Below are 24,967 nucleotides of genomic sequence, written 5' to 3'. Positions count from 1 at the left end.
TTATAAGGAAAAGCACATGTCCCAAATCACCAAAGAACAAATGTTGGCTGTTTTCAGCCAACGCTGCTCCACCCGCTACTACGACCCAAGCAAGAAAATCAGCGATGAGGATTTTAACTATATTTTAGAACTAGGCCGCCTGTCGCCAAGTTCGGTGGGGTCTGAACCTTGGCAGTTTTTAGTTATCCAAAACCAGGCCCTGCGGGACAAATTAAAACCCTTTAGCTGGGGCATGGCCACCCAAATTGACGATTGCAGCCACCTAGTGGTTATTCTAGCCAAGAAAAATGCCCGTTTTGACACCCCATTTATGCTAGAGGTTGCCAAGCGTAAGGGGTTAAATGAGGAACAAATTCAAAAGGCCTTGGAAAAATACGAGAACTTCCAGGTTAATGATCTACCTATCGCCCATAGCCAACAAGCTCTCTTTGACTGGGCCTGCAAGCAAACCTACATTGCCTTGGCCAATATGCTAACAGGTGCAGCGGCAGTAGGCATTGACTCCTGCCCGATTGAAGGCTTTAACTATGCCCAAATGAATGAGGTACTGGCCCAAGAAGGCTTGTTTAACCCTGAAGAGTATGGCGTGTCTGTGGCAGTGACCTTTGGTTATCGCTCTAAAGAAATTGCCAGGAAGAGCCGCAGACCTTTAAGTGAAATGGTCACTTGGGTGAAATAAAAAGCAAAACGCCACTTAAGCGAATTAAGTGGCGGTTTTTATGCCCTCCTACTTATGATAAAGGAAAAGCGATTATTTTCTTAAAAATCTCTCTTAGCTTTTGCTCATCCTTAACGCCCTTACCACTTTCCACCCCCGAATTCAGATCCACGCCCAGGCAGCCTTGCTCCAAGGCCTGATCGATATTTTCCAGGCTAATGCCGCCTGCAAGCAGGGCCTTATCCTTGAGTTCAGCAGGAATAAGTGACCAATCAAAGGCCTGGCCTGTGCCGCCCTGTTGCTGGGCTGTGCGACTGTCTAAGACATAACGGCTGACAAGCGGGTTATTTGGGGCAGAAATTTGCAAATCGTTTGTGCTTACTGAAATAGCCTGCCAAATTTGGGTCTTGGGCAGTTTTTCAGCCAATTCAGCGATAAAAGGCTCATCTTCCGAGCCATGCAGCTGCACGGCGTAAAGCTCCAACTGTTTTGCCATTTTTTCGATAAACTCGACCGCTTGGTTTTGGAAGACTCCCACATAACGTAGGGGAGCTTGCACCACCAGCTCTTGGGCTTGGCGGAGGGAGAGCTGGCGGGGGGAGTTTTCAGCGAAAATCAAGCCGCCATACAAGGCCCCGTTGGCATAGGCCGCCTGCACATCCTGCGGGCGAGTCAGTCCACAGACCTTATTCTCCCCGAAAATGATGGATCGCACAGCAGAGTTGAGATCGGCACTGCCCATAAGGCTACTGCCAATCAAAAAGCCGTGAGCAAAGGGCTTGATAGCCTGCACCTGTTTATGGGAATGGATGCCAGATTCGCTGATTAAACGCACCTCTGGTGGAATTTGGCTGGCGTATTCCTGCACCAAGCGGGCGGTTCGGCCTAGGTCAATGGAGAGATCATGCAGGTTGCGATTATTGACCCCAATCACCTTCGCCCCCAAGGCCAAGGCTCGCTCAAATTCAGCCTCGGTGCTGGTTTCGGTCAGCACCCCCATGCCTAGGCTGTGGGCCAGTTGGCTCAATTCACGGTAGGTTTCATCACTCACCACCGACAGCATAAGCAAAATGGCATCGGCCTGGTGGTAGCGAGCTAAATATACCTGATAGGCCGAGATCATAAAATCCTTGCACAAGATGGGCTGGGTAACCTGCTGGCGGACTTGGTTGATATAGCGAAAATCGCCCTGGAAATATTGTTCATCGGTCAAAACCGAAATGGCCGAGGCATAGTTTTTATAGGTTTGGGCAATGCCGTCCAAATCGAAATCCGCCCGAATCAAGCCCTTAGAAGGCGAGGCTTTTTTGCACTCCAAAATATAGGCTGGGACTTGGTGAGAACCCTGGGCAAGCTGGCCATAAAAATCACGGTCGCTGGGTTTAAGCTCATCAATAAAGCTCTCTAAGGGAAAGTCCGCCTGCTTGGCGGCAACCCAGAGGGCCTTATCTTGGACGATTTTTTGCAGGATGGTTGGTTGGCTGTTCATGCTATTCCTTGTAAAAATATGTGATGTTTGACCCGCTTGTTAGCCCAATTTGAGCCAGGCTTGATAGGCAGGCAAGGCAAGTAAGGTTTGCTGGTAGGCAAGGGATTGAGGGCTGAAATGGGCCTCTAGGCCATAGGTTTCTATGCGGCCGGCCACAGGCAGGAAAAAGGCATCGGCCGCCGTAAAATCATTGCCTGCCAAAAACGGGCCGCCAAAACGGCTTAAGCCCTCCTGCCAAAGCTGATCTAGGCGGGCCAGTTCTTTTTTAAGTTCAGGGGAAATTTCGGTCAGTTGAATGCGTTCAAGCGGTTTAAAATCGCAAATTTCCCGCAAAAGGGCAAAGCCTGCGTGCATTTCAGCACAGGCGGAGCGTGCCCAGGCCCGAGCGGTTTTGTCCTGGGGCCAGATGGCAGGGAAATCCTCAGCCAAATACTCCACAATGGCCAGGCTGTCCCAAATTGTTCTGCCCTCATGGTGTAAAACAGGGATTTTAGCCGTGGGCGAAAAGACCAAAAATTGCTGGCGTTGGGCGTCTTTGTCGGCTAAATAACGCACGATTTTGGTTTCAATCGGGATATTAAGCTGGCGGCATAAGGCCCAGACCCGCAGCGACCAAGAGGATTTGGGTGGGTTGATGTAGAGTTGCATGGCAGTCCTTATTAAGATATTAAACGTGATTGAGCTTTGGTATAAACCGCATTACCTTCTCTTTTGCCAACAGAAATTACCTTCACAACAATACGCTCCTCAATTACTTGATAGACCAAACGATAGCCCGCATTGCGTAATTTAATTTTATAGCAATCTTTCATACCATGCAGTTTGGCACTGGGTACTCGAGGGGCTTGGGCCCGTTCTTTCAGTTTTTCGACAAATTGCTTTCTTAAACTGAGATCGAGCTTGCGAAACTCTTTTTCTGCTGAAGGGATAAATTCAATGGCATAGGTCATTTGAGCAAGTCCGCTAGATCGATAGGATAGCTTTCCTCGCCTTGCCGCTCTTCTACAATCCTAGCCAGCTCGGCATCATCAGCAAGTTCCATCAGGTATTCATAAATGGCTGGCGGAACGCAGTAAAAGGCAGGTTCATTGCGGTTTAAGATGGCGATAGCCTGGCCTGCGGCCGCATTAACTGTGGCCATGGGGTTGGTTTTGAGTTCAGTAATACTGGCAACCGTGTTGGTTAAAACAAGACTTGGCATAGATTTTCCTCTTTTAAGAGACCTATTTATCGCGCTTTAAACCGCTTTTGTCAATCTATTTATACTGGGCCAACTTCTGCAAGGTTTGATAGGCCTGATCGGTGACAAGCAGGGCCTTGACCTTGGCCACATTGGCCTTCAAATCTCTTTCACCGAATAAACGCATCAACATGGCCGTATTGACTGCCACCGCATCAATATGGGCAGCTTCTCCCCTGCCTTGCAGGAGAGCCGTGATTTTCTGGGCATTTTCGGCAGGCTCACCGCCTCGTAAGGCTTCGATTGGGTGGCGTTCAATGCCGAAATCTTCAGGCGTAAGCGTAAAATAAGTGATCTCACCATTCTCAATTTCTGCCACCTGGGTCTCGCCATGCACAGCCACTTCGTCTAGGCCTGAACCGTGTACCACGATAGTGTGTTGGTGATCTAGGCTCTGCACCGTTTGGGCATAAACCTTAATCAGCTCTGGCGAATAGACACCCAGTAACTGATGTTTAGGGCGGGCAGGATTGACCAATGGGCCTAGAATATTAAAGAGCGTACGGGTTTTAAGGGCCTGACGGACGGGGACGGCGTGCTTAAAGCCAGTGTGATAATGAGGGGCAAAGAGGAAGCACAGGCCGATTTCATCCAGAGCCTGGCGGGCAGTCTCAGCCGACATCCCAACTGTAATCCCAAGTTGGGATAAAACATCACTGGCTCCAGTCTTGCTAGATACGCTACGACTGCCGTGCTTGGCCACCTTAAGCCCTAGGGTGGCAGCCACAATGCTGCTGGCGGTGGAAATATTGATGGTGTTCTGGCCATCCCCCCCTGTGCCCACGATATCAGCAAAGGCATAATCCGGGCGGGGGAAGGGTTGGGCGTTGGCTAGGGTTGCAGTAACAGCCCCAGTGATTTCCTCAATGCTTTCGCCACGGACTTTTAGGGCGATGAGCGCACCAACCAATTGTTCATTGGAAAGCTGGCCCTGCATAACCTGTTCAAAGAGGAAATGGCTTTCAGCCTGGCTAAGGGTTTGATGGGTAAAGAGTTTTTCTAAGAGATGGTCGAGTTGCATAGTATTTCCTTATCTTATTTCAATCCATGCACGGCAAGCCATACATGGTTACGAATAGATGAGGGGCTTTGCCCCTCTGCCTAAACAGGGGCAAAGCCCCTGACTTATCAGTAACCGATTGCGACGGAGTCGCTGTCGGAAAAAGCCAACAACCACTCCACACTCTGCTTCAAGAGCTTAGTGCCTTCCACGGTTAAGATGGATTCAGGGTGGAATTGGAAGCCACAAATAGGCAGGCTTTTGTGGCGGATGGCCATCACAATTTCCCCAAAACGGGCATTTACCTCAAGTTCTTCAGGCAGATTTTCGCCCATAAGAGAGTGGTAACGGGCCACAGGCATAGGGTTGTTTAGCCCTACAAACATAGCCTGGTTGTCGTGATCGATTTTGGAGACCTTACCGTGCAAAACCTGCCCCGTGTGCACCACATCGCCGCCCAAGGCTTGAATAATGGCCTGGTGGCCAAGGCAGATGCCGATCATAGGCACTTTGTCTTTAAGGTAGCGAATAATGGGCAATAAATTGCCCGCCTCTTCTGGATTGCCCGGCCCTGGAGAGAGGGCAACAATGCAATTTTCGGTGGAAAGTGCCTTGTCTAAAAAGGCTTGTAGGGGGTAGTCGTTGCGAAAAACGGTAACCGAGTGACCCAGCTCACGGAATTGATCGACTAGGTTATAGGTGAATGAGTCGAAGTTATCTACAAACAAAATATTAGCCATAAATCCCCCTTACTGTCCGTTTACTTGTGCAATAGCCTTCAAAACCGCTCGGGCCTTGTGGCGGGTTTCGTCAGCTTCTAATTGTGGATCGGAATCCAGTACCTCGCCGCAACCTGCCTGCACATAAGCCTGGCCATCTTGCACAAAGGCCGATCGAATCACGATACAGGTGTCTAAATTGCCGTCCGAAGTCAAATAGCCCACTGCCCCGCCGTAGCTGTGGCGTTTTTGTTGTTCGAATTGATAAATGAGCTGCATGGCCTTGATTTTTGGGGCACCGGTCAGCGTGCCCATATTCATACAGGCCTGATAAGCGTGGAGGGCATCCAAGTCAGGGCGAAGCGTGCCAATCACCCGAGAAACTAAGTGCATAATGTGGGAATAACGGTCGATCTGCATCAGATCAGCGACCTTGCGAGAGCCTGACACGCAAACCCGAGCCACATCATTACGGGCCAGATCCACCAACATTAAATGCTCGGCCAGCTCTTTTTGATCTAAACGTAATTCCAGCTCCAAGCGAGAATCTAATTCAGGGTCGATATTGCCGGCCTCGTCAAAACCACGTGGGCGAGATCCAGCAATGGGATAGATCTCCAGCTGGCGGTTATGTTCAGAATACTTGAGCGCACTTTCAGGCGAAGCCCCAAAGAGAGTGAAATTTTCCCCCTGCATAAAGAACATATAGGGGCTAGGGTTGTTGATTTTAAGCTGGCGGTAGCTGGCCAGTGTGTTAGGGCAAGGCAGGCTGAAACGGCGGCTTGGCACAATTTGGAAGACATCGCCCACATTGATATGGTGTTTGAGGCGTTTAACAATATCCTTAAAGGCCTCATCTTCTAAATCAGCCCTGGCTTCCGTTGAGGCTGCTTGAATGGCCAGCTCAAGGCTTTCATGCTGGTGATTTGCAAGTTTTTGCGAAAATTGCCCCGCTTGTTGGGTTAAATTTTCTTTTTCTTGTGAATCAAAACAGAAGGTATGCAGGCTGGCTTCTTCGGCCTGGTGGTCGATAAAGACCAACTGTTCAGCTAGGTAGAAGCTATAATCTGGACAGTGTAGGCCATCATCTTTGAGCTCAAGGCCTTCCATAGGGATAAATTGGGCAACCAAGTCATAGCTAAACAGCCCACCCAAATAAATGGACTTGTCTGCACCCGCAAAGAGCTGGCTGGTGGTGCGTAGGGCATCAAAAATGGTAGTGGTTTTGAGCTTGCTGTCCTCATCTAACTCAAAAGGCAGGGCTGGAAAAGTGGCCTGCAAGCGGCCTGTTTCTTCTGAAAATTTGCAAAGGGGCGCAGGCTGGAGCTGGTTTAGGGCTTGCTCAATTTCAGGCAAAACGGCTTTGCCGTTAGGGGTTAAGGCCTCAAAGGTTACCTGATTGCCTTCACAAAAAATATGCAGGGCAGACTTGGCAAAGAGCAGGCTTTTAAGGCTATTTTTACTCTGGATTTCTGCTGAATCAAGCAATAAGGTATGAGGCTGGTTGCCACAGAGATGGTAAAAGGCTGCTGTGGTATCTGCATAATAGGGTAGGGGTTGGGTGCTAGTCTCTAAAAACATAGGCTTTCCTTAGAAATTTTATTTTGTACTACTATACTAGTGCAAAATAAAGATTTCAAGTTTTTTGTGTACTAGACAGCAAGATCTCTAGGGGCTGTTGATAATTTAATTAAAGTTAGCTAAATCCCCCCTAGCCCCCCTTTTTCAAAGGGGGGAATGATTAAATGTTTGCGAAGTATCGTGATCTAACACCTTCTACGATCAGTTCCCCTCTTTGAAAAAGAGGGGTTAGGGGAGATTTTTAACGATATTAACAAACAGAAATTGCTAATTTAACACTCGTTTATGAATTATCAACAGACCCTAACCAAACAAGCCATCCATCCCCTCAATCAGCTCTCTTGAAGGCCGATCAAAAAAGACCCCAGCACCTGGCTGGCCGTCCATCCCCCGTAGGAAGAGGTAGGCCACGCCGCCGAAATCCCGCTCATAATCGTAGCTCTCGCCCAAACGCTGCTGGAGGTAGCGGTGCAGGGCTAGAGTGTAGAGCAGGTATTGGAGGTCGTAGCGGAATTGGCCCATGGCACGCTCAAGGCTGGCGGCTGAATAGTCCTGGGCCAGGCTGCCTAGGTAGTTGGACTTATAGTCGAAAATATAGAACTTGCCCTGAACCTGGGCGATGCAATCCACAAAGCCCCGCACAAAGCCCTCCATTTGGTAGAGTTCCAGATCAGGCAGTTTTTTGGCCAGGCGGCTCTTGTCTTTTAATAGCTGGTTGAGCTGGGGCAAGGCCTTAGGATTGGCCAGGCGGAGGTAGAACTGCCATTCGTTAAGGCGTTGGGCCGGCCCAATATCGCTTAGGCAGAAGCTCCCCTCACTCATCGGCGTAGCCAAGACTTGTTCAAACCAGGCCTGGGTTGGGGCCAGCCAGGTTTCACCCAAGCCCAGGCTTTGACAGACCTCGGCCACGGCTGCTTCATCAAGCGGCTGGCTAAAGTCACATTTTTCCAAAAAGGCGTGCAAGATTGTCCCCACCTTCATGCTGTGGGGGAAGCCTAAAATGCTGTTCTTTTCTTCCAATTCGCTCTGATCTTGCGGGGTTTGCGGGAGCAAATCATGATCCTGCCCCCTGCCCTTTCCTCTTGAGCTGAATACAAGGCGTGTAGGCTGGTAAAGCTGGTGATCCGCCCTGTTTGTCTGATCCTCCCCTGGAAAATGGCCGCTTGGGGCTGCTGGTCTTGAGGCAGGCTAGGCTTCCAATCATCTAGAGCTAAGTTTTCTTCACAGACAATAATCTGAGTATTCAGCCCCTTGGCTTGCAAATAATCGGCCGTTGGCAGCCGCTTGATCTCCTCCTCGCCCAGCCCGATTTGGCCCTGGCTCAAAAGATAGCACATCGGATCCCACTTGTTATCAAAGGTTTGTGGCAGGAGGAGGTTGATCTGGAGTTTGGCCCGGGTTAGGGCCACATAGAGCAGGCGGAGCTGTTCGGCATAGTCCTCTTGGATAAGTGCCTGCTTGACCTCTTCTTCTGCCTGAAAGGCCCAGCGGGTTTGGTTGTGTTGATCCCGATAGAAGTCGAAAAGTTTGTTGGAGGTTCGGAATTGACTGTTCCAGAAGGGCAGCCAAACCACTGGGTATTCCAAGCCCTTGGAACCGTGAATGGTGATAATCTTAACCAGCTTGGCCTCGCTTTCCAGCCGCAGGGTTTGGCTTTCCTGGCTGCTTTGCGGGTTGGCCACCTGCTCTTCATACCAACGCACCAAGGCCGTTTCATTTTCCAGGGTCGGCATGGCTTCTTGCAGAAGTTCGGCCAAGTGGAGAAGATTAGTAATGCGGCGGTCAGCATGAGCTTGCGCCCGTAAGCGAGGAATAATGTCCTCCTGCATGAAGATCTGATGCAGCATGGGCAAAATGCCCTGCTTCTGCCAGGTGGTTTGGTAGTGGCTAAAGCGTTCCACACAGGCATCCCAAAGATTTTCATCCTGCTTGAGTTGGAAGATTTCTTGGGCGGTACGGCTCCAAAGGCCAGACCCCATGGCCGCCAGCAAGGCTCGTTCGTTCTCAGGGTTGAGGCAGGCCTTGAGGACAAAACGCAGATCTTGGGCTTCTTGGCTTTCATAAACGCTCTCTTTTTCAGACAGGAAAACTGCCTGAATGCCCCGCTGGGCCAGGGCCTGCTTGATCAAGTCAGCCTGCTTGCCGGTGCGGACTAAAACCGCCACATCCTGAGCTACAAGCGGGCGTTTTTGGCCATTTTCTTGCAAAATGGCCAGCTCCCCCGCCTCAGCCTGCTTAAATTGTTGCTGGATCTGGTGGGCACAGAGCTGGGCGATTTCCTGATCCTTTTGGAAGTTGTGCAGGTAGCAGGTGCTATGGCTGGCTCCCTCCAGATCCTCGCTGTAATGTTCCTTGGCCAGCACCGGCTCAAAGGGAATATCCTCATAAATAAAGGGCTGGTTGGCAAAGTCAAAAAGGCCATTGGTAAAGGCAATCAGCTCGGGGTGGGAGCGGAAGTTGCGGTTGAGGGTACTTTTCAGCTGAACCTGCTTGGCGGCGGTGAGGTAGGAAAAAATATCCGCCCCACGGAAGCGGTAGATGGACTGCTTGGGATCACCAATCATAATAAAGCCCTGATTTTCCAACGTATCTGCCATAAAAATCTGGCTAAAGACCTGATACTGGGTCAGGTTGGTGTCCTGAAACTCGTCAATCATAGCAAAGGGGTAGAGGTTGCGGATCTGGCTGGCTAGGATCTGCCCCTTGTTGCCCTTAAGGGCTTGGTTGAAGGTTTGCAGGATGTCGTCAAAATTGCGTTCCTTGTGGCGGGCCTTGTAATCGGCGATTTTTTGGCGTAGGGCCAAGAGGAACTGATAGAGCAAGACGGCCTTGGTGCCCGAATATTGGGTCTGGTAAGCGGTTAAAATCTGCTGATTTTTTGCAAATAAAGCATGGCCCAGCGGCTCTGCCCCCTCCTCAGCCTTGCTGGCCAAGAAGGCCTGGCAAAAACGTTCAAAATTGGCTGGCAGGCTAAGTGAAGCCCCCTGCGCCCACTCATCACACTGGCTCAACCAATTTTCCACAGACGGGCGTTTGTAGGACTGGCGGCTAAGGGATTTGGCTGTTTTGGCTGGGTATTTTTTGTCTAGCTCCGCCCAGATCAGGCTGGCAATTTCTGCCCGATTGGCCTGCCAATGAGCCTTGGCCTCCTGCATAAAGGCCTGGCACTGGTTGAGATAGAGGCTGATGTTTTGGCTTATCCAGGCCTGTTCTTGGGTTAGTTCAGGAAGCTCGCCCGCCAGAAAAGGGAGAACTTGGTCTAGGGCATAATCAGGCCAGCCTAGTTCTTCCACCACGATGGCCGTTTCTGTCAAATCCATCGGGTAAAAGAGCGCCCGCCAAACCTCCTGACTAAGGCGTGTGAGCAGGTCACTTTCATCGCTTGTTAGCTCCAGGTCAAAACGAATGCCAGACTCAAAGGCGAACTGGTAGAGCATTTTTTGGCTGAAGCTGTCGATGGTGAAAATAGCCGCCAAGTCGATTTCCTGTTCTGCAATTTTTAGGCGAAGCAGACCCGCTTGTAGCTGGTCTTGTTCCACTAAGGCCTGATAAATGCCCTCAAGAAAATTATCCCCCTCTAGGGCCTGAAGGTTGCCGGCTTCTTCACATTGGCGGAAAAGTTTTTCCACCTGGCCCACCCGCTCCCGAATCCTATCCCGCAGCTCCTGGGTGGCCGCCTTGGTAAAGGTTACCACCAGGATTTGCTCCACTGTTAGGGGCTGGCAGCCAATGCCTAAGAGCAGGCGGAGGTAGAGCCGCACCATGGTGTAGGTCTTGCCCGTGCCGGCCGAGGCTTCGATCAGGCTGGTTTGGTTTAGGGGGAGGGTGAGGGGGTTGAGGGTATTCATAGTGGTTTGATTGATAAGCTAAAAAGATGGCGCCAGCCTCCAGGCTGGTGCCCTTATTCATTACAAGCACCAGCCTGGAGGCTGGCGCTATCAAAAGGAAGGGACTTATTTTTTCTTAGTTGGACGCTGCCAGCCCTGAATATGGCGTTGTGGCACTCGGCTGATGACCAGCTCATTTTCGCCCACATCCTTGGTCACGGTCGCCCCGGCCCCAATGGTTGCCCCGCTGGCGATGGTCACAGGTGCGACTAATTGGCTGTCAGAACCTACGAAAACATTATCACCGATAATGGTCTTAAACTTATTGGCACCATCGTAGTTACAGGTAATGACCCCTGCTCCCACATTGACCGTATGGCCAATTTCCGCATCGCCAATATAGGTTAAGTGGTTGGCCTTGGAGCCCTTGCCCAGGCTGGCATTTTTGATTTCCACAAAGTTGCCCACATGGCTTTCTTCGGCTAGCTTAGTGCCTGGACGCAGGCGGGAGAATGGGCCAATCACGGCCTTGGTGCCAATTTGGGCATCTTCAATCACAGAATAAGGCTTGATTTCCACATCATCGCCAATCTCGCAGTTCTTGAGGATGGAGCCAGCCCCAATCTTGACCCGATTGCCTAATTTAACCTGGCCTTCTAGGATAACATTGACATCAATAAAGACATCCTTGCCATGCTCCACCGTGCCACGCAGATCGAAACGGGCAGGATCAACCAGAGTCACGCCGGCTAAAAGCAATTTTTCGGCCTGTGTTTTTTGGTAGTAACGCTCAAGAGCGGCCAGTTGCAGGCGGTTGTTGGCCCCTTCCACTTCCATCAGGTCGCTGGCCTGAACGGCCTCTACCTTAAAGCCATCACGGTTGGCCATGGCGATCACATCGGTAATGTAGTATTCGCCCTGAGCATTGTTGTTATCTAATTGGGCTAACCACTTGTTAAAGCTGGCCCCGCTGGCCACCATCACGCCGGTGTTGATTTCTTGGATCTTACGTTGTTCTTCAGTCGCATCCTTTTGCTCCACAATGCCCACCACAGAACCATTTTCACGAATGATCCGACCATAACCCGTTGGGTTATCCAGCACCACCGTCAGCAAAGCCACACCGTTTTCAGGCTTGGCAACAATCAGTTTTTGCAGGGTATCCACCGTAATCAGCGGGCCATCGCCGTAGAGCATAAGGATATTTTCATCGTCCTTAAAGAAGGGAGCGGCCTGCTGCATGGCGTGGCCCGTGCCAAGTTGCTCGGTTTGTAGCACCCAGTTAATCGGCTCATCCTTAAGGCGAGCCTGCATCAAATCGCCCCCATGGCCGTAAACCAGGTGGATATTGTCTGCACCTAATTGCTTAACCGTGTCGATAACGTGTTTTACCATAGGTTTGCCGGCAATTGGATGGAGGACCTTTGGTAGGTCTGAATACATCCGGGTTCCCTTGCCTGCGGCAAGAATAACGACGCTTAGTTTGGTCATGATTTTTTCCTTTGAATTTTAATTTGTATCTTTTTCCCTCCCCCCGTTTACGGGGGAGGTGCTGAAGGCGGAGGGGGCAATATGTATTTATGCGAAATCCCCCTCAGCCCTTCGGGCAGCTCCCCCCGTAAACGGGGGGAGCGAAAGTTAAACTCTAAATACTTTTACGTTACTAAACCCATTCTCTTTCAAATAAAGAGCCTGCAACTTACTCATCACACCTCGTTGGCAATAGAGCAAGTAGGTCTTACTCTGGTCAAGGCTGCCAAACTGGCCTGAGAGCTTATAGAAAGGCATTTGCTGGACTTCCACTCCCTCCAGCACCAGCGGATGATCATCCGTTTCTTCAGGACTACGAATATCCAAGACCACATCTGTGGCTGAAAATTCAGAAGTGGTTTCAACCGAGACCACCTCTCGTTCGGTCTGCTCGGCAATATCCCGAATGTCCAAATACTGGGCATTAGCTACCGCCTCTTCCAGCACGGCAAAATCAAAGTGGCCCTCTTCCTCAATAATACGGCTTTCCACTGCCTTAACGGTTGGATTTTTAGAAATCACCCCACAGAATTCAGGCATAGACTTGGCAATATCGTCTGTGCCAATCTCCTTGGCCATAGAGATAATCTGCTCCTTATCGTGGGTAATCAGCGGGCGTAAAACCAGGGTATCGGCCGCCTTGTCAATTAAGCGGAGGTTGGTTAGGGTTTGGCTGGACACCTGGCCCAAGGCCTCGCCAGTGACGATGGCCTGAATGTTAAAGCGTTCCGCCACTTGACTGGCCGCCCGCACCATCATTCTTTTTAACACCACGCCCATCTGGCCGTTGTCCACCTTTTCCAAGATCTCGCCCACCACGCCTTCAAAATTGATGGCCACAAAGCGAACCTTGTGGGAGGTGCTGTAACGGCTCCAGATATGGTAGGCCATCTGCTTGACGCCAATTTCGTGGGCGGCTCCGCCTAGATTGAAGAAGCAATAATGCACCCGTGAGCCACGGCGAATCAGCATATAGCTGGACACGCCCGAATCGAAGCCGCCTGAAATCAGGGACAGCACATCTTCCTGGGTGCCGATTGGATAGCCGCCCAAGCCCTCGTGGCGGGCCTTGATGAGGAGCATTTTGTCGTTATCAATATCAATCCGCACCGTCACATTTGGCTTGGTCAGTTTCACGCTGGCCGTTTCGATATGCTGATTAAGGCCACCGCCCACATAGCGTTCCAGATCTAAAGAGCGGAAATCGTGCTTGCCCTTGCGTTTGACCCGCACGCAGAAGGTCTTGCCCTCCAGCTCTTCCCGCACGGCCTTGAGGGTCTGCTCAAAAATATCGTGCATATCGGTGAAAGGCGTTTCTTCCACCTCTAAAATATGGTGAATGCCGGGCGTACGTTGCAGGAGTTCTAGTACAAGCGGGGCAAGACTGGGATTTTTTGCCCGTACCTCGATGAAGTCCCAGTGACGAATCACAGCCACTTCCTCGGTTTCCCGGGTCAGGACATTGCGGATGTTAGAGGTCAGAATTTTGATAAAGCGTTTACGCACTGAATCGCTTTTAATCATAATTTCAGGGAAGAGTTTGACAATAAATTTCATAAATTAGGCTTTTATAGACTGAAATGGCTGGATTTTAGCATAAAGGCCCCAATTCTCGAAAGAACATGTATCAAATGGCCTTGCAAAAACCTCAAAAATTTCCCCCGCTTGTGCTACAATCTGCCCCAAATTTTTTATTCAAGAGAAGTACCATGTCACAAGCCAAAAGAAAAATGTTAGTTACCTGTGCCCTGCCTTATGCCAACGGGGCCATTCACTTGGGCCATATGCTAGAGCATATCCAGGCCGATATTTGGGTGCGTTTCCAGCGGATGCGGGGCCACGAGGTGCACTTTGTTTGTGCCGATGATGCCCACGGCACGCCTATTATGCTCAATGCCGACAAGCTAGGTATCAGCCCTGAAGAGCTGATCGAAAAGGCCAAGGCCGATCATGTGCGGGATTTCGCCGGCTTTAACATTAGCTTTGATAACTACCACTCCACCCACAGTGAAGAAAACCGTGAGTTAACAGCAGAAATCTACAAGAAACTGCGGGCTAATGGTTTTATCAAGAGCAAGGTGATTGCCCAGCTCTTCGACCCTGAAAAAAATATGTTCCTGCCAGACCGCTTTGTGAAAGGCACCTGCCCAAAATGTAAGGCGGAAGATCAGTATGGCGACAACTGTGAAGTCTGTGCCTCCACTTATAGCCCAATGGATCTGATCAACCCACGTTCAGCCGTGTCGGGTGCAACGCCTGTGGTCAAGGAATCAGAGCACTTCTTCTTTGACTTGCCGGCCTTTGAAAGCATGCTCAAGGATTGGACCCGTTCAGGCACGCTTCAACCTGAAATCGCCAACAAGATGCAGGAATGGTTTGAAAGCGGCTTGCAGATGTGGGATATCAGCCGTGATGCCCCTTATTTTGGCTTTGAAATCCCAGATGCCGACAACAAGTTCTTCTACGTTTGGTTAGATGCCCCAATCGGCTATATGGCCTCCTTCAAAAACCTCTGCGACCGCACTGGCCTCAACTTTGAGGACTTCTGGAAAAAGGACAGCGATGCCGAACTCTACCACTTTATCGGCAAGGACATTGTTTACTTCCACAGCCTCTTCTGGCCAGCCATGTTAGAGGGAGCTGGCCACCGCAAGCCAACCAACGTCTTTGCCCACGGCTATGTCACCGTGGACGGGGCCAAGATGTCCAAGTCTCGTGGCACCTTTATCCAGGCCAGCACCTATTTACGCCACTTAGATCCTGAATGCCTGCGTTTCTACTACGCAGCCAAGCTCAACAACCGGATTGAAGATTTAGACCTCAACCTAGACGACTTCGTCCAACGCCTTAACAGCGATGTGGTCAATAAGTTCGTGAATATCGCCTCCCGCTCAGCAGGCTTCTTAACCAAGCGTTTTGATGGCGTGATGGCCGAAAAACTCGACGATGAGGCCCTTTTCGCTGAATTTGTTGCCCAATCGGAGCAGATCGCCGCCTATTATGAAAGCCGTGAGTACAGCAAGGCCATTCGTGAAATCACTGCCTTGGCTGACAAGGCCAATAAGTATGTGGACGACAAGGCCCCTTGGGTGATTGCCAAGGATCCAACTCGTGATGAAGAATTGCGGGCAGTTTGCTCCCAGTCCCTCAACCTCTTCCGAGTGCTGGCCGCCTTTATCAAGCCAGTTATGCCAGAATTGGTGGCCAGAATTGAGGCCTTCTTACAGACTGAACTGACCTGGGCCAATATCGGCCAGCCGCTCCTTGGCCATCAAATCGCCCCATTCAAACCGCTCTTCCAGCGTTTGGATATGAAGCAGATCAATGCCGTGATTGAGGAAACCAAGGCCGAATTTGCCCTGATGCAGGCCCGCTCTGGTCAGGTTGCAGAAAAAGCGGAAAAAGCAACCGCTTGTGATGAAAGCATTGAGCCAATCGCCCCTGAAATCACTATTGATGATTTTGCCAAACTCGACCTGCGGGTGGCCAAGGTCATTAGTTGTGAAGCCGTGCCAGAGTCCAACAAGCTGCTCAAGTTCCAGCTTGATTTAGGCGATCATCAACGCCAAGTATTTTCGGGTATTAAGGCTGCCTATTCTAAGCCAGAAGAACTCAATGGCCGTTTTGTGATTATGGTGGCCAACCTCGCACCTCGCAAAATGAAGTTTGGCTTATCAGAAGGTATGATCCTCTCAGCTGGCACAGGCGGTTCGGATCTCTTCCTGCTTTCAGGCGATGAGGGGATTCGGCCGGGTATGCAGGTGAAATAAGCCTGAGCTTATGCATAAAGAAAGCACCTCCTTCCTTAAGAAGGAGGTATAATCTATCCTTTCCAAATTTCTCGCCTATGATATTCTAAATAGTGTTCTCTACCATCAATATTCAGTAATGGATATTTTTTATGATCACTTAATCCTAATTTTGAATAGGTCATTTTAGATAAAAATGGAGATAAAAGCATCTCTTTATTATCTGTAAATGTAATAAATCCTCGATCGAATAAATGATCTATTGTTGGAGTAAACATGAACCCATTATACGGGTCAGTTTTTTCAAAATCATTTGATTTAGCCCAAGGTTTTATATGGCTGGCAATTAATAAACGATCATCTGAGATAGAAGTTATTGGGCAGAATGGACATTGTTCTAACAATTTTCTCCTATATTCACCTTGTCCTTGTCTTGCTCTTAACTTTTCTTTTCTTTCAGGAGTGTTTTCTTCACTAAGAATGCTATTTTCTTCCTGTTCAATAATAGACGGATGAACCACATTACCAAAATAATCAGCGAATAGCCTAACATAGAAAACATAATTAACCTTTCTTTCATCAATTAGCTTCACCATGGAAATATATGTTATATTGGGTAATGAAAGCTCTCTAATTAGCTCATATCCTATTCTTGACCTAGCATCTTCATATTTAACATATACTCTAGAACCAAATATTTGTTTTTGTTCTTGAATATAAAACCAAATAACTTCGGGTAATGATTTTATTTTTTCCATACGCTCTAGCCATAAACTAGGAAGCTTATGAGGATTGTTATAGGGTTGCTCGGGATGAAGATACTCTTCTTTTGTTTCATTAAGGTATTTAATGAGGTCTTGCTTTAATAAAAAACACTTACTTAAAAACCCTTCCTCACCAAAGAACTTACGAGTCTCTTGGTTATCATTACCTACATATAATTTTGCCTCCCCATTTCCTGAGCCAATTTTGTTGGCTCTAACAACAAAAGAATCAGCAATGGTAACTTTTTCTTTAGTATCAATAGGTATATATTTCTTACCTTCAATTAACATAATTTTCTCCATACTGTGTAATATCCATTTGTTTTAATAAAGCAATTAACACATCAACAACTATACTATTTCCTGCTTGACGATAGGTTTGAGTATCACTTACAACGATTTGAAAATCATCTCGAAAGCCCATTAATCTTAAACACTCTCTAGGAGTGAGTTTTCTAATTCGACCTTTATTATGAGTTACATAATTATCTACTCCTGCTCTATGCATTTTATGCATAGTTTGTAAAAGTGGTCTTGCTACAGATAGGTCAGTTTCTTTACTAGTTTTAAAATTTTTTGTTCCACCAGCTAAAACATAATCTTTAACCTTTGTAGATAAATAATATTTTTCTTCCACATCATTTACATTAAATATGAACTCATCAAAACTATGATCATTGGTTGCTAGCTCAAATACAAAATCGCCATGCCAATTAAACTGTTGATTTGCTTTTTGACACAGCATAACATCACCATTTATCTGAGTATAACGTTTTTGTCTATTTTTTGAACTTGTAACAAACTTGATACCTTTTTCTTTTAGAAAATATTTACTGTCTATATAATCCTCTAGAAAATCCTGCATGGTATGTTCTAAAGGAATCTCATTTGGAAATATAAATCCATTATAAGGCGAATTTCTAAATCCTACTACAAAAATACGTTCCCGATGTTGTGGAATACCATAATTTTTACTATTTAATACTTGAAAATAGAGATCATACCCTAAACTTTCAAATACTTCTTTTACAACATTCCAAGTATTTCCATTGTCATGATTAAGCAATCCCTTTACATTTTCATATATGAATACTTTAGGCTGGGTTTCATTAACAACTCGAGCAAAATCATAAAATAATGTCCCTCTTGTATCTTCTAAACCATATCTCTTACCAACCATTGAAAAGGCTTGACAAGGACTTCCTCCAACTAAGATATCAACTTTTCCTAAATAAGGGCTTGCATCAAAAGTTGTAATATCTGAGTGCCATCGTTCTTCTGATAAAGCATAATTGGCTAAATAACTTTTTTTAACATGAGGATCAATATCACCAGCAAAAACAATGGAGTGATTAAGATTTAGACGCTTCATTGCTTGTTCAATAGCTCCTATACCACTAAAAACGGTTGCTAAGCGTATATGAGCATTAGGTGAAGAGAAAGGCTTCATCCGCCAGTCTTCATCAAAAAAAGAAAATTCATAATTATTGTTGGCTATATGTGTTAAATCTGTATGCATCATCTATTAAAGTAAATATGTAACAATCTAAGCTCCCTATTATACTGTATAAAAATACTATATTCTACATTTTGCTCCCCTCCAATTCTATGCTAAAATTCACCTGCTTCTCATGCACCCATTGTTGGGGTGAAAGTAAGCGAAATTTGCAAAAATGTTTAGAAAATCAACCGCTTGCAGGCGGTTTTTTCTTTAAGATAATTAACCCAATCACAAGTCCGCCCATTGTTGGGGCGACCACTGTAAGGATCTTTTATGCCAATTATTACTTTACCTGACGGTTCACAACGTCAATTCGACCATCCTGTTTCTGTTCTCGAAGTTGCCCAAAACATTGGGGCAGGCTTGGCCAAGGCCACTATTGCCGGTCGTGTAAACGGTGTCCGCCGTGATGCCTGCGACATCATTTCTGAAGATGCCAGCCTTGAAATCATTACGGCCAAGGACGAAGACGGCCTGGAAATTATCCGCCACTCGACTGCCCATTTGTTGGGCCATGCCATCAAGCAGCTCTTCCCAGATGTCAAAATGGCCATTGGCCCGACCATCGACAATGGCTTCTACTATGATGTGGATTTGGATCGTTCGCTGACCCAAGAAGACTTAGATGCCCTGGAAAAACGGATGTTGGAGCTGGCCAAGACCAATTACGATGTCGTGAAAAAACCTGTGAGCTGGCAGGAAGCCCGTGATACCTTTGAGAAGCGTGGCGAGCCTTATAAAATGGCGATTTTAGATGAAAATATCGAACGCACCGCCACACCAGCCCTCTATCATCATGAAGAATATATCGATATGTGCCGGGGCCCACACGTGCCAAATATGCGCTTCTGCCACCACTTCAAACTGCAAAAAGTGGCAGGGGCCTACTGGCGGGGCGACAGCAAGAACAAGATGTTGCAACGGATTTACGGCACAGCCTGGGCTGATAAAAAACAATTAGCCGACTACCTCCACCGCTTAGAAGAAGCAGCCAAGCGTGACCACCGCAAAATTGGTAAAGCACTTGATCTCTTCCATATGCAGGAAGAAGCGCCAGGTATGGTTTTCTGGCACAATGATGGCTGGACCATCTTCCGTGAGCTAGAAACCTTTGTGCGGACCAAACTCAAGGAATACGATTATCAAGAGGTCAAAGGCCCATTTATGATGGACCGTGTCTTGTGGGAGAAAACCGGCCACTGGCAAAACTATGGCGCTATGATGTTCACTACCCAATCAGAAAACCGTGAATATGCCATCAAGCCAATGAACTGCCCAGGCCATGTTCAGATCTTCAACCAAGGGCTTAAATCCTACCGTGATCTGCCGCTGCGTATGGCTGAATTTGGTTCTTGCCACCGTAATGAGCCGTCTGGCTCCCTGCACGGCATTATGCGGGTGCGGGGCTTTACCCAAGACGATGCCCACATTTTCTGTACGCCAGATCAGGTGGAAGCTGAAGTGACCTCTTGTATCAAGATGGTTTACGACATCTACAGCACCTTTGGCTTTAGCAACATTGTGGTTAAACTTTCTACTCGCCCTGAAAAACGCATTGGCTCAGATGAAATGTGGGATCAGGCTGAAGCTGACTTGGCCGCCGCCCTTAAGGCCAATGGCTTGGAATTTGAAATCCAAGAGGGCGAAGGCGCCTTCTACGGCCCGAAAATTGAGTTCACCCTCTACGACTGCCTAGATCGTGCCTGGCAGTGTGGCACGGTGCAGTTGGACTTCTTCCTGCCAGAGCGTTTAGACGCTTCTTATGTGGCAGAAGACAACGGCCGCCGCACACCTGTGATGATCCACCGTGCTATTTTGGGTTCTATCGAACGCTTCATCGGCATTATCACCGAAGAATACGCTGGCTTTTTCCCAGCCTGGTTAGCCCCAGTGCAGGCAGTGGTGATGAACATTACCGACAGCCAAGCCGATTACGTTCAAGAGGTGGTTAAACAGCTTTCAGACGCTGGTTTGCGTGTGAAATCAGACCTCCGCAACGAAAAAGTTGGCTTCAAGGTGCGTGAACACACCCTCCGCCGTGTGCCTTATATGCTGGTTTGTGGCGACAAGGAAATCGCCGAAGGCAAGGTATCGGTGCGTACCCGCCGTGGGGCAGATTTAGGCACATACACCGTGGCTGAATTTGCCGAAATCCTCAAAAACCAAGTACGCAGCCGTGAGTTGAAGCTACTGGGCGAAGAGTAAAATTTGCAAGAAATGAAGAAAAACCTACCGCTTGGTAGGTTTTTTCCTATCTCAAATCCGCCTTTCCTTTCTTAAACACTCCTTTATTAAAATTTTTCATCTTCAGTGTGAAAATTATGAAGTTGCATAATAAACAAAAATTGTAGATGATGGCTTCCAGAAGTTTAGACGGCTAAACGTCTAAATCCTGATTTCAAGATAAACTAAGGAGATTCTTATGACCGTATCACATATCCTAGGCTTCCCTCGTGTGGGTGCAAAACGTGAATTAAAATTTGCTGAAGAACGTTTTTGGCGAGGCGAAATTGCCGAGCAAGACTTGCAAGATTTAGCCAAAGCCCTGCGTGAAAAGAACTGGAAACACCAGGCCGAAGCCAATGCGGACTTCGTGGCTGTGGGCGATTTCACCTTCTACGATCATATCCTCGATCTCCAAGTGGCCACTGGTGCCATTCCTGCCCGTTTCGGCTTCGACAGCCAAAACCTAAGCCTTAATCAATACTTTGAACTTGCCCGTGGTAACAAGGGCCAATTCGCCATTGAAATGACCAAGTGGTTCGACACCAACTACCACTACCTCGTGCCAGAATTCCACAAAAACACCCAATTCAAGGCCAACCCAGCTCACTATGTAAACCAAGTGCGTGAAGCCAAGGCTGCCGGCCACCAGGTTAAACCCGTGATTGTCGGCCCACTTACCTTCCTTTGGTTGGGTAAGGAAAAGGGCGAGGCCTTTAACCGCTTTGACCTGCTCAATAGCTTAGTGCCTGTTTATGTCCAAATCCTAGAAGCCTTAGTGGCTGAAGGTGTGGAATGGATCCAAATTGACGAACCAGCCCTGGCCCTTGATTTACCAGCCGAATGGGTTGAAGCCTACAAGGCCGTTTATGCTGCCCTAAGTCAGGTCAAGGCCAAGATCCTGCTTGCGACCTACTTTGGTTCCGTTGCCCAACACGCTGAACTCTTGAAAGCCTTACCAGTGGACGGTTTACATTTAGATCTGGTTCGTGCCCCTGAACAACTTGCCGCCTTTGAAGACTACAGTAAAGTTCTCTCTGCGGGCGTAATCGAAGGCCGTAATATCTGGCGTGCCAACCTCAACCAGGTTTTAGATGTGCTTGAGCCGCTCAAGGCCAAATTGGGCGAGTGTTTATGGTTGGCCCCAAGCTGCTCACTGCTCCACACCCCATTTGATTTGGAAGTGGAAGTTCTCTTAAAAGAGAAAAACCCAGCCCTTTATTCTTGGTTGGCCTTTACCCTGCAAAAAATCCAAGAGTTGGATGTGCTTAAACAAGCCCTCAACAAGGGCCGTGCCGCTGTGCAAGCCCAGCTTGATGCCAGCCAGGCAGCGGCGGATGCCCGTGCCTCCAGTGCTGACATCCACCGCCCTCAAGTGGCCGAGCGTTTAGCCAACCTACCAGCCCAAGCAGACCAACGTAAATCGCCGTTTGCAGAGCGGATCAAGTTGCAAAATGCCTGGTTAAATCTACCGCTTTTACCAACCACCAATATCGGTTCCTTCCCGCAAACCAGCGAAATCCGCCAGGCTCGTGCCGCCTTCAAAAAAGGCGATTTAAGCCTAGCAGACTATGAAGCAGCAATGAAGAAGGAAATCGAGCTTGTGGTTCGCCGCCAAGAAGAATTGGACTTAGATGTGCTTGTCCACGGTGAAGCTGAGCGTAACGATATGGTGGAATACTTTGGCGAACTCTTAGACGGCTTTGCCTTCACCAAGTTCGGCTGGGTACAAAGCTACGGTTCCCGCTGCGTGAAACCGCCTGTGATTTACGGCGATGTGGTTCGCCCAGAGCCAATGACCGTTCGCTGGTCTGCCTATGCTCAAAGTCTGACCAAGAAGGTGATGAAGGGGATGTTGACGGGCCCTGTGACGATTCTGCAATGGTCTTTCGTCCGCAACGATATTCCACGTTCAATCGTGTGTAAGCAAATCGCCGTGGCCCTGTCTGATGAAGTGTTAGATCTGGAAAAAGCGGGTATCAAGGTGATTCAAATTGATGAGCCAGCCATCCGTGAAGGCTTGCCACTCAAGCGGGCAGATTGGGACGCTTATTTGCAATGGGCAGGCGAAGCCTTCCGTTTAAGCTATATGGGTGTGCAGGACGACACTCAAATCCACACCCATATGTGTTACTCCGAGTTCAACGACATCCTGCCAGCCATTGCCGGCCTAGATGCGGACGTGATCACCATTGAAACCTCACGTTCAGATATGGAACTCTTAACCGCCTTTGGTGATTTCAAATACCCGAACGACATCGGCCCTGGCGTGTACGACATCCACAGCCCACGTGTACCAACGGCTGAAGAAATCGAGCACCTACTCCGCAAGGCCTTGAAAGTTGTGCCGAAAGAACGCCTCTGGGTAAACCCAGACTGCGGCCTCAAAACCCGTGGTTGGAAGGAAACCATCGAGCAGTTGCAAGTGATGGTGGATGTTACCAAGAAATTGCGTGCTGAATTACAATAATATACAAGAAGTGAACCAAGCCCCCGTAAAGGGGCTTTTTTTGTTGTAATGAGATAAGGCTAAGATAGGGCCAGACTGGTGCTTTTTTACCGATAGCGACTACCTAAGATAGCGCCAGCCCCCAGGCTGGTGCTGATAACTCATTGATATATAAGGCACCAGCCTGGAGGCTGGCGCCATCAAAAGATAAAGTTCCGCCCATAAAAAAAGCACAAGCAAAAGGCTTGTGCCTATCAAAAAACAGAAAACCTAGTCTTTTCCAACGTGCAGGATAGCCAGGAAGGCCTCTTGCGGCACTTCCACGTTACCCAGGGACTTCATCCGTTTCTTACCCTCTTTTTGTTTCTGTAAGAGTTTCTTCTTACGGCTGACGTCACCGCCGTAACACTTGGCCAATACGTTCTTACGCAGCTGTTTCACGGTTGAACGGGCAATAATGTGGTTGCCAATGGCAGCCTGGATGGCGATGTCAAATTGCTGGCGAGGGATCAGCTCCTTCATTTTTTCCACCAATTCACGGCCACGATACTGGGCGTTGTCCTTATGTACGATAAGAGCAAGCGCATCCACTCGGTCGCCGTTGATCATAATATCCACCCGCACCATATCGGCTGCCTGGAAGTGCTTGAAGCCATAATCCAAGGAGGCATAGCCACGGGAGGTGGACTTGAGGCGGTCGAAGAAGTCTAAGACCACTTCCCCCATTGGGATTTCATAGGTTAGAGCAATTTGGTTGCCGTGGTAAACCATATTGGTTTGCACGCCCCGTTTTTCCACACAGAGGGTAATCACATTGCCCAGGTATTCCTGCGGCACCAGCATATTACATTCAGCAATTGGCTCACGGATTTCCGCAATATTGCTGATTGGTGGCAACTTGGACGGGCTGTCCACATAAACCGTTTCGCCATTGGTTTGCACCACCTCATAAACTACGGTTGGGGCAGTGGTAATCAGGTCTAAGTCGTATTCCCGCTCCAAACGCTCCTGGATAATTTCCATATGGAGCAGGCCCAAGAAGCCACAGCGGAAGCCGAAGCCTAGGGCGGTTGAGTTTTCTGGCTCATAGAAAAGGGAGGCATCGTTCAGGCTGAGTTTACCCAGAGCATCACGGAAGGCTTCATAATCATCAGAGCTAATTGGGAAGAGGCCAGCATAAACCTGTGGCTTAACCTTTTTAAAACCAGCCAGCACTTCTTCGGCAGGCTTGTGGTGGTGGGTGATGGTATCGCCCACTGGTGCACCCAAGATGTCTTTAATAGCACAAACCACCCAGCCCACTTCGCCGCAATTGAGTTCGGTAGTATCGACTTGTTTCGGGGTGAAAATACCCAGTCTATCCACATTATAAGATTGGCCCGTGGACATCACTTTAATTTTGTCGCCCTTACGCAACGTACCGTTTTTAACCCGCACCAAGGAAACCACGCCCAAGTAGTTGTCGAACCAGGAGTCGATAATCAAGGCCTGCAATGGGGCTTCAGGATCGCCTTCAGGGGCGGGGATCTTGGCTACGATCTCTTCAAGCACATCCTCAATCCCCACGCCTGTTTTGGCTGAACAACGCACGGCTTCCATGGCATCAATGCCAACAATGTCTTCAATCTCTTCGGCTACCCGCTCTGGATCGGCGGCTGGCAGGTCGATCTTGTTTAAAATCGGCACCACCTCCAAGTCCATTTCAATGGCCGTATAGCAGTTGGCAAGTGTCTGGGCTTCTACGCCTTGGCCGGCATCCACCACCAATAGTGCTCCTTCACAGGCAGCCAGGGAGCGAGAAACCTCATAGGAAAAGTCCACGTGGCCTGGGGTGTCAATAAAGTTGAGTTGATAGGTTTCGCCGTCTTTGGCCTTGTAGTTAAGGGTTACGCTTTGGGCCTTGATGGTAATGCCACGTTCACGCTCCAGATCCATAGAGTCCAAGACCTGGGCTTCCATTTCACGGTCAGACAGGCCGCCGCAGGTTTGAATCAGGCGGTCAGACAGGGTCGATTTACCGTGGTCAATGTGGGCAATAATCGAAAAGTTACGAATGTTCTTCATATTCATAAGGGCAAGAAATGTCCTATTGCTAAGAGTTAAGGGCTGCAAGCGGTCGAATATTTGCAAGTTTTTGCAAAAACTCAACCGCTTGTCAGAAAATAATCGGGCAATTTTACCTGAACTTGAGAGGGTTGAAAAGCAAAAGCCAAGACGAGTAAATTTTCACCTGTTTT

The 24,967-nt window shown here is 48.5% G+C and carries 16 protein-coding genes and 1 pseudogene; 4 read left to right on the top strand and 13 right to left on the bottom strand.

From position 1 onward, the window contains the following. The first annotated feature begins 16 nt into the window (after positions 1-16). Positions 17-679, top strand: coding sequence for an NAD(P)H-dependent oxidoreductase (locus A4G20_04530; protein ID QIW15646.1), 663 nt, complete (start codon positions 17-19; stop codon positions 677-679). A 52-nt stretch (positions 680-731) separates the two neighbouring features. On the opposite strand, the gene A4G20_04525 is transcribed toward A4G20_04530, so the two are convergent. The 10 genes and pseudogenes from A4G20_04525 to A4G20_04480 form a co-directional block, all read right to left on the bottom strand. Continuing rightward, entirely contained in the window at positions 732-2,147 is a 1,416-nt protein-coding gene (locus A4G20_04525) for a bifunctional indole-3-glycerol phosphate synthase/phosphoribosylanthranilate isomerase (protein QIW15645.1), read from the bottom strand. Between the two features lie 39 nt (positions 2,148-2,186). Further along, positions 2,187-2,795, bottom strand: coding sequence for a glutathione S-transferase (locus A4G20_04520; protein ID QIW15644.1), 609 nt, complete (start codon positions 2,793-2,795; stop codon positions 2,187-2,189). Between the two features lie 11 nt (positions 2,796-2,806). Continuing rightward, positions 2,807-3,097 carry an addiction module toxin RelE gene (locus A4G20_04515; protein ID QIW15643.1) on the bottom strand — a complete coding sequence of 97 codons (291 nt, stop codon included), beginning with the start codon at positions 3,095-3,097 and terminating at the stop codon, positions 2,807-2,809. Beyond that, complete coding sequence (locus A4G20_04510; protein ID QIW15642.1) at positions 3,094-3,348, bottom strand: plasmid stabilization protein; 255 nt, start codon at positions 3,346-3,348, stop codon at positions 3,094-3,096. The genes A4G20_04515 and A4G20_04510 overlap by 4 nt, the downstream gene beginning before the upstream one ends. A gap of 55 nt (positions 3,349-3,403) precedes the next feature. After that, positions 3,404-4,408, bottom strand: a complete 1,005-nt coding sequence (locus tag A4G20_04505) for an anthranilate phosphoribosyltransferase (protein QIW15641.1) — start codon at positions 4,406-4,408, stop codon at positions 3,404-3,406. 107 nt (positions 4,409-4,515) lie between these two features. Further along, positions 4,516-5,127 (bottom strand): anthranilate synthase component II, encoded by a 612-nt coding sequence (locus A4G20_04500; protein QIW15640.1) that lies wholly within the window; start codon positions 5,125-5,127, stop codon positions 4,516-4,518. Between the two features lie 9 nt (positions 5,128-5,136). Beyond that, complete coding sequence (locus A4G20_04495; GenBank protein QIW15639.1) at positions 5,137-6,687, bottom strand: anthranilate synthase component I; 1,551 nt, start codon at positions 6,685-6,687, stop codon at positions 5,137-5,139. 303 nt (positions 6,688-6,990) lie between these two features. Further along, a pseudogene (locus A4G20_04490) lies at positions 6,991-10,535 on the bottom strand (exodeoxyribonuclease V subunit beta). Between the two features lie 105 nt (positions 10,536-10,640). After that, on the bottom strand, positions 10,641-12,005 hold the full coding sequence (locus A4G20_04485; protein QIW15638.1) for a UDP-N-acetylglucosamine diphosphorylase/glucosamine-1-phosphate N-acetyltransferase: 1,365 nt from the start codon (positions 12,003-12,005) through the stop codon (positions 10,641-10,643). 147 nt (positions 12,006-12,152) lie between these two features. Then, the gene (locus tag A4G20_04480) at positions 12,153-13,601 is read right to left on the bottom strand and encodes a tRNA 4-thiouridine(8) synthase ThiI (GenBank protein QIW15637.1); all 1,449 of its coding nucleotides are present in this window, start codon (positions 13,599-13,601) and stop codon (positions 12,153-12,155) included. Positions 13,602-13,753: 152 nt separating this feature from the next. Here A4G20_04480 and metG point away from each other — a divergent pair, with 152 nt between their 5' ends. Beyond that, positions 13,754-15,814, top strand: coding sequence for a methionine--tRNA ligase (metG, locus tag A4G20_04475; protein QIW16851.1), 2,061 nt, complete (start codon positions 13,754-13,756; stop codon positions 15,812-15,814). Positions 15,815-15,867: 53 nt separating this feature from the next. Here the strand turns inward: metG and A4G20_04470 are convergent, their stop codons facing one another. Beyond that, the gene (locus A4G20_04470) at positions 15,868-16,848 is read right to left on the bottom strand and encodes a restriction endonuclease (GenBank protein QIW15636.1); all 981 of its coding nucleotides are present in this window, start codon (positions 16,846-16,848) and stop codon (positions 15,868-15,870) included. After that, positions 16,838-18,079 (bottom strand): DNA (cytosine-5-)-methyltransferase, encoded by a 1,242-nt coding sequence (locus A4G20_04465; protein QIW15635.1) that lies wholly within the window; start codon positions 18,077-18,079, stop codon positions 16,838-16,840. The genes A4G20_04470 and A4G20_04465 overlap by 11 nt, the downstream gene beginning before the upstream one ends. A 252-nt stretch (positions 18,080-18,331) precedes the next feature. On the opposite strand from A4G20_04465, the gene A4G20_04460 reads away from it, so the two are divergent. Then, a complete protein-coding gene (locus A4G20_04460; protein ID QIW15634.1) occupies positions 18,332-20,263 on the top strand; it encodes a threonine--tRNA ligase in 1,932 nt (643 codons plus the stop codon). Between the two features lie 217 nt (positions 20,264-20,480). Further along, positions 20,481-22,751 carry a 5-methyltetrahydropteroyltriglutamate--homocysteine S-methyltransferase gene (locus A4G20_04455; protein ID QIW15633.1) on the top strand — a complete coding sequence of 757 codons (2,271 nt, stop codon included), beginning with the start codon at positions 20,481-20,483 and terminating at the stop codon, positions 22,749-22,751. Positions 22,752-23,000: 249 nt separating this feature from the next. Here the strand turns inward: A4G20_04455 and A4G20_04450 are convergent, their stop codons facing one another. Beyond that, entirely contained in the window at positions 23,001-24,794 is a 1,794-nt protein-coding gene (locus A4G20_04450; GenBank protein QIW16850.1) for an elongation factor 4, read from the bottom strand. Positions 24,795-24,967 lie beyond the last annotated feature (173 nt).

It is taken from the genome of Pasteurellaceae bacterium RH1A, assembly GCA_012221805.1.
Taxonomy (GTDB): Bacteria; Pseudomonadota; Gammaproteobacteria; order Enterobacterales; family Pasteurellaceae; genus RH1A.
The sequence above is the reverse complement of the archived record's forward strand: the minus strand, read 5'-3'. Positions and strand labels throughout refer to the sequence as shown.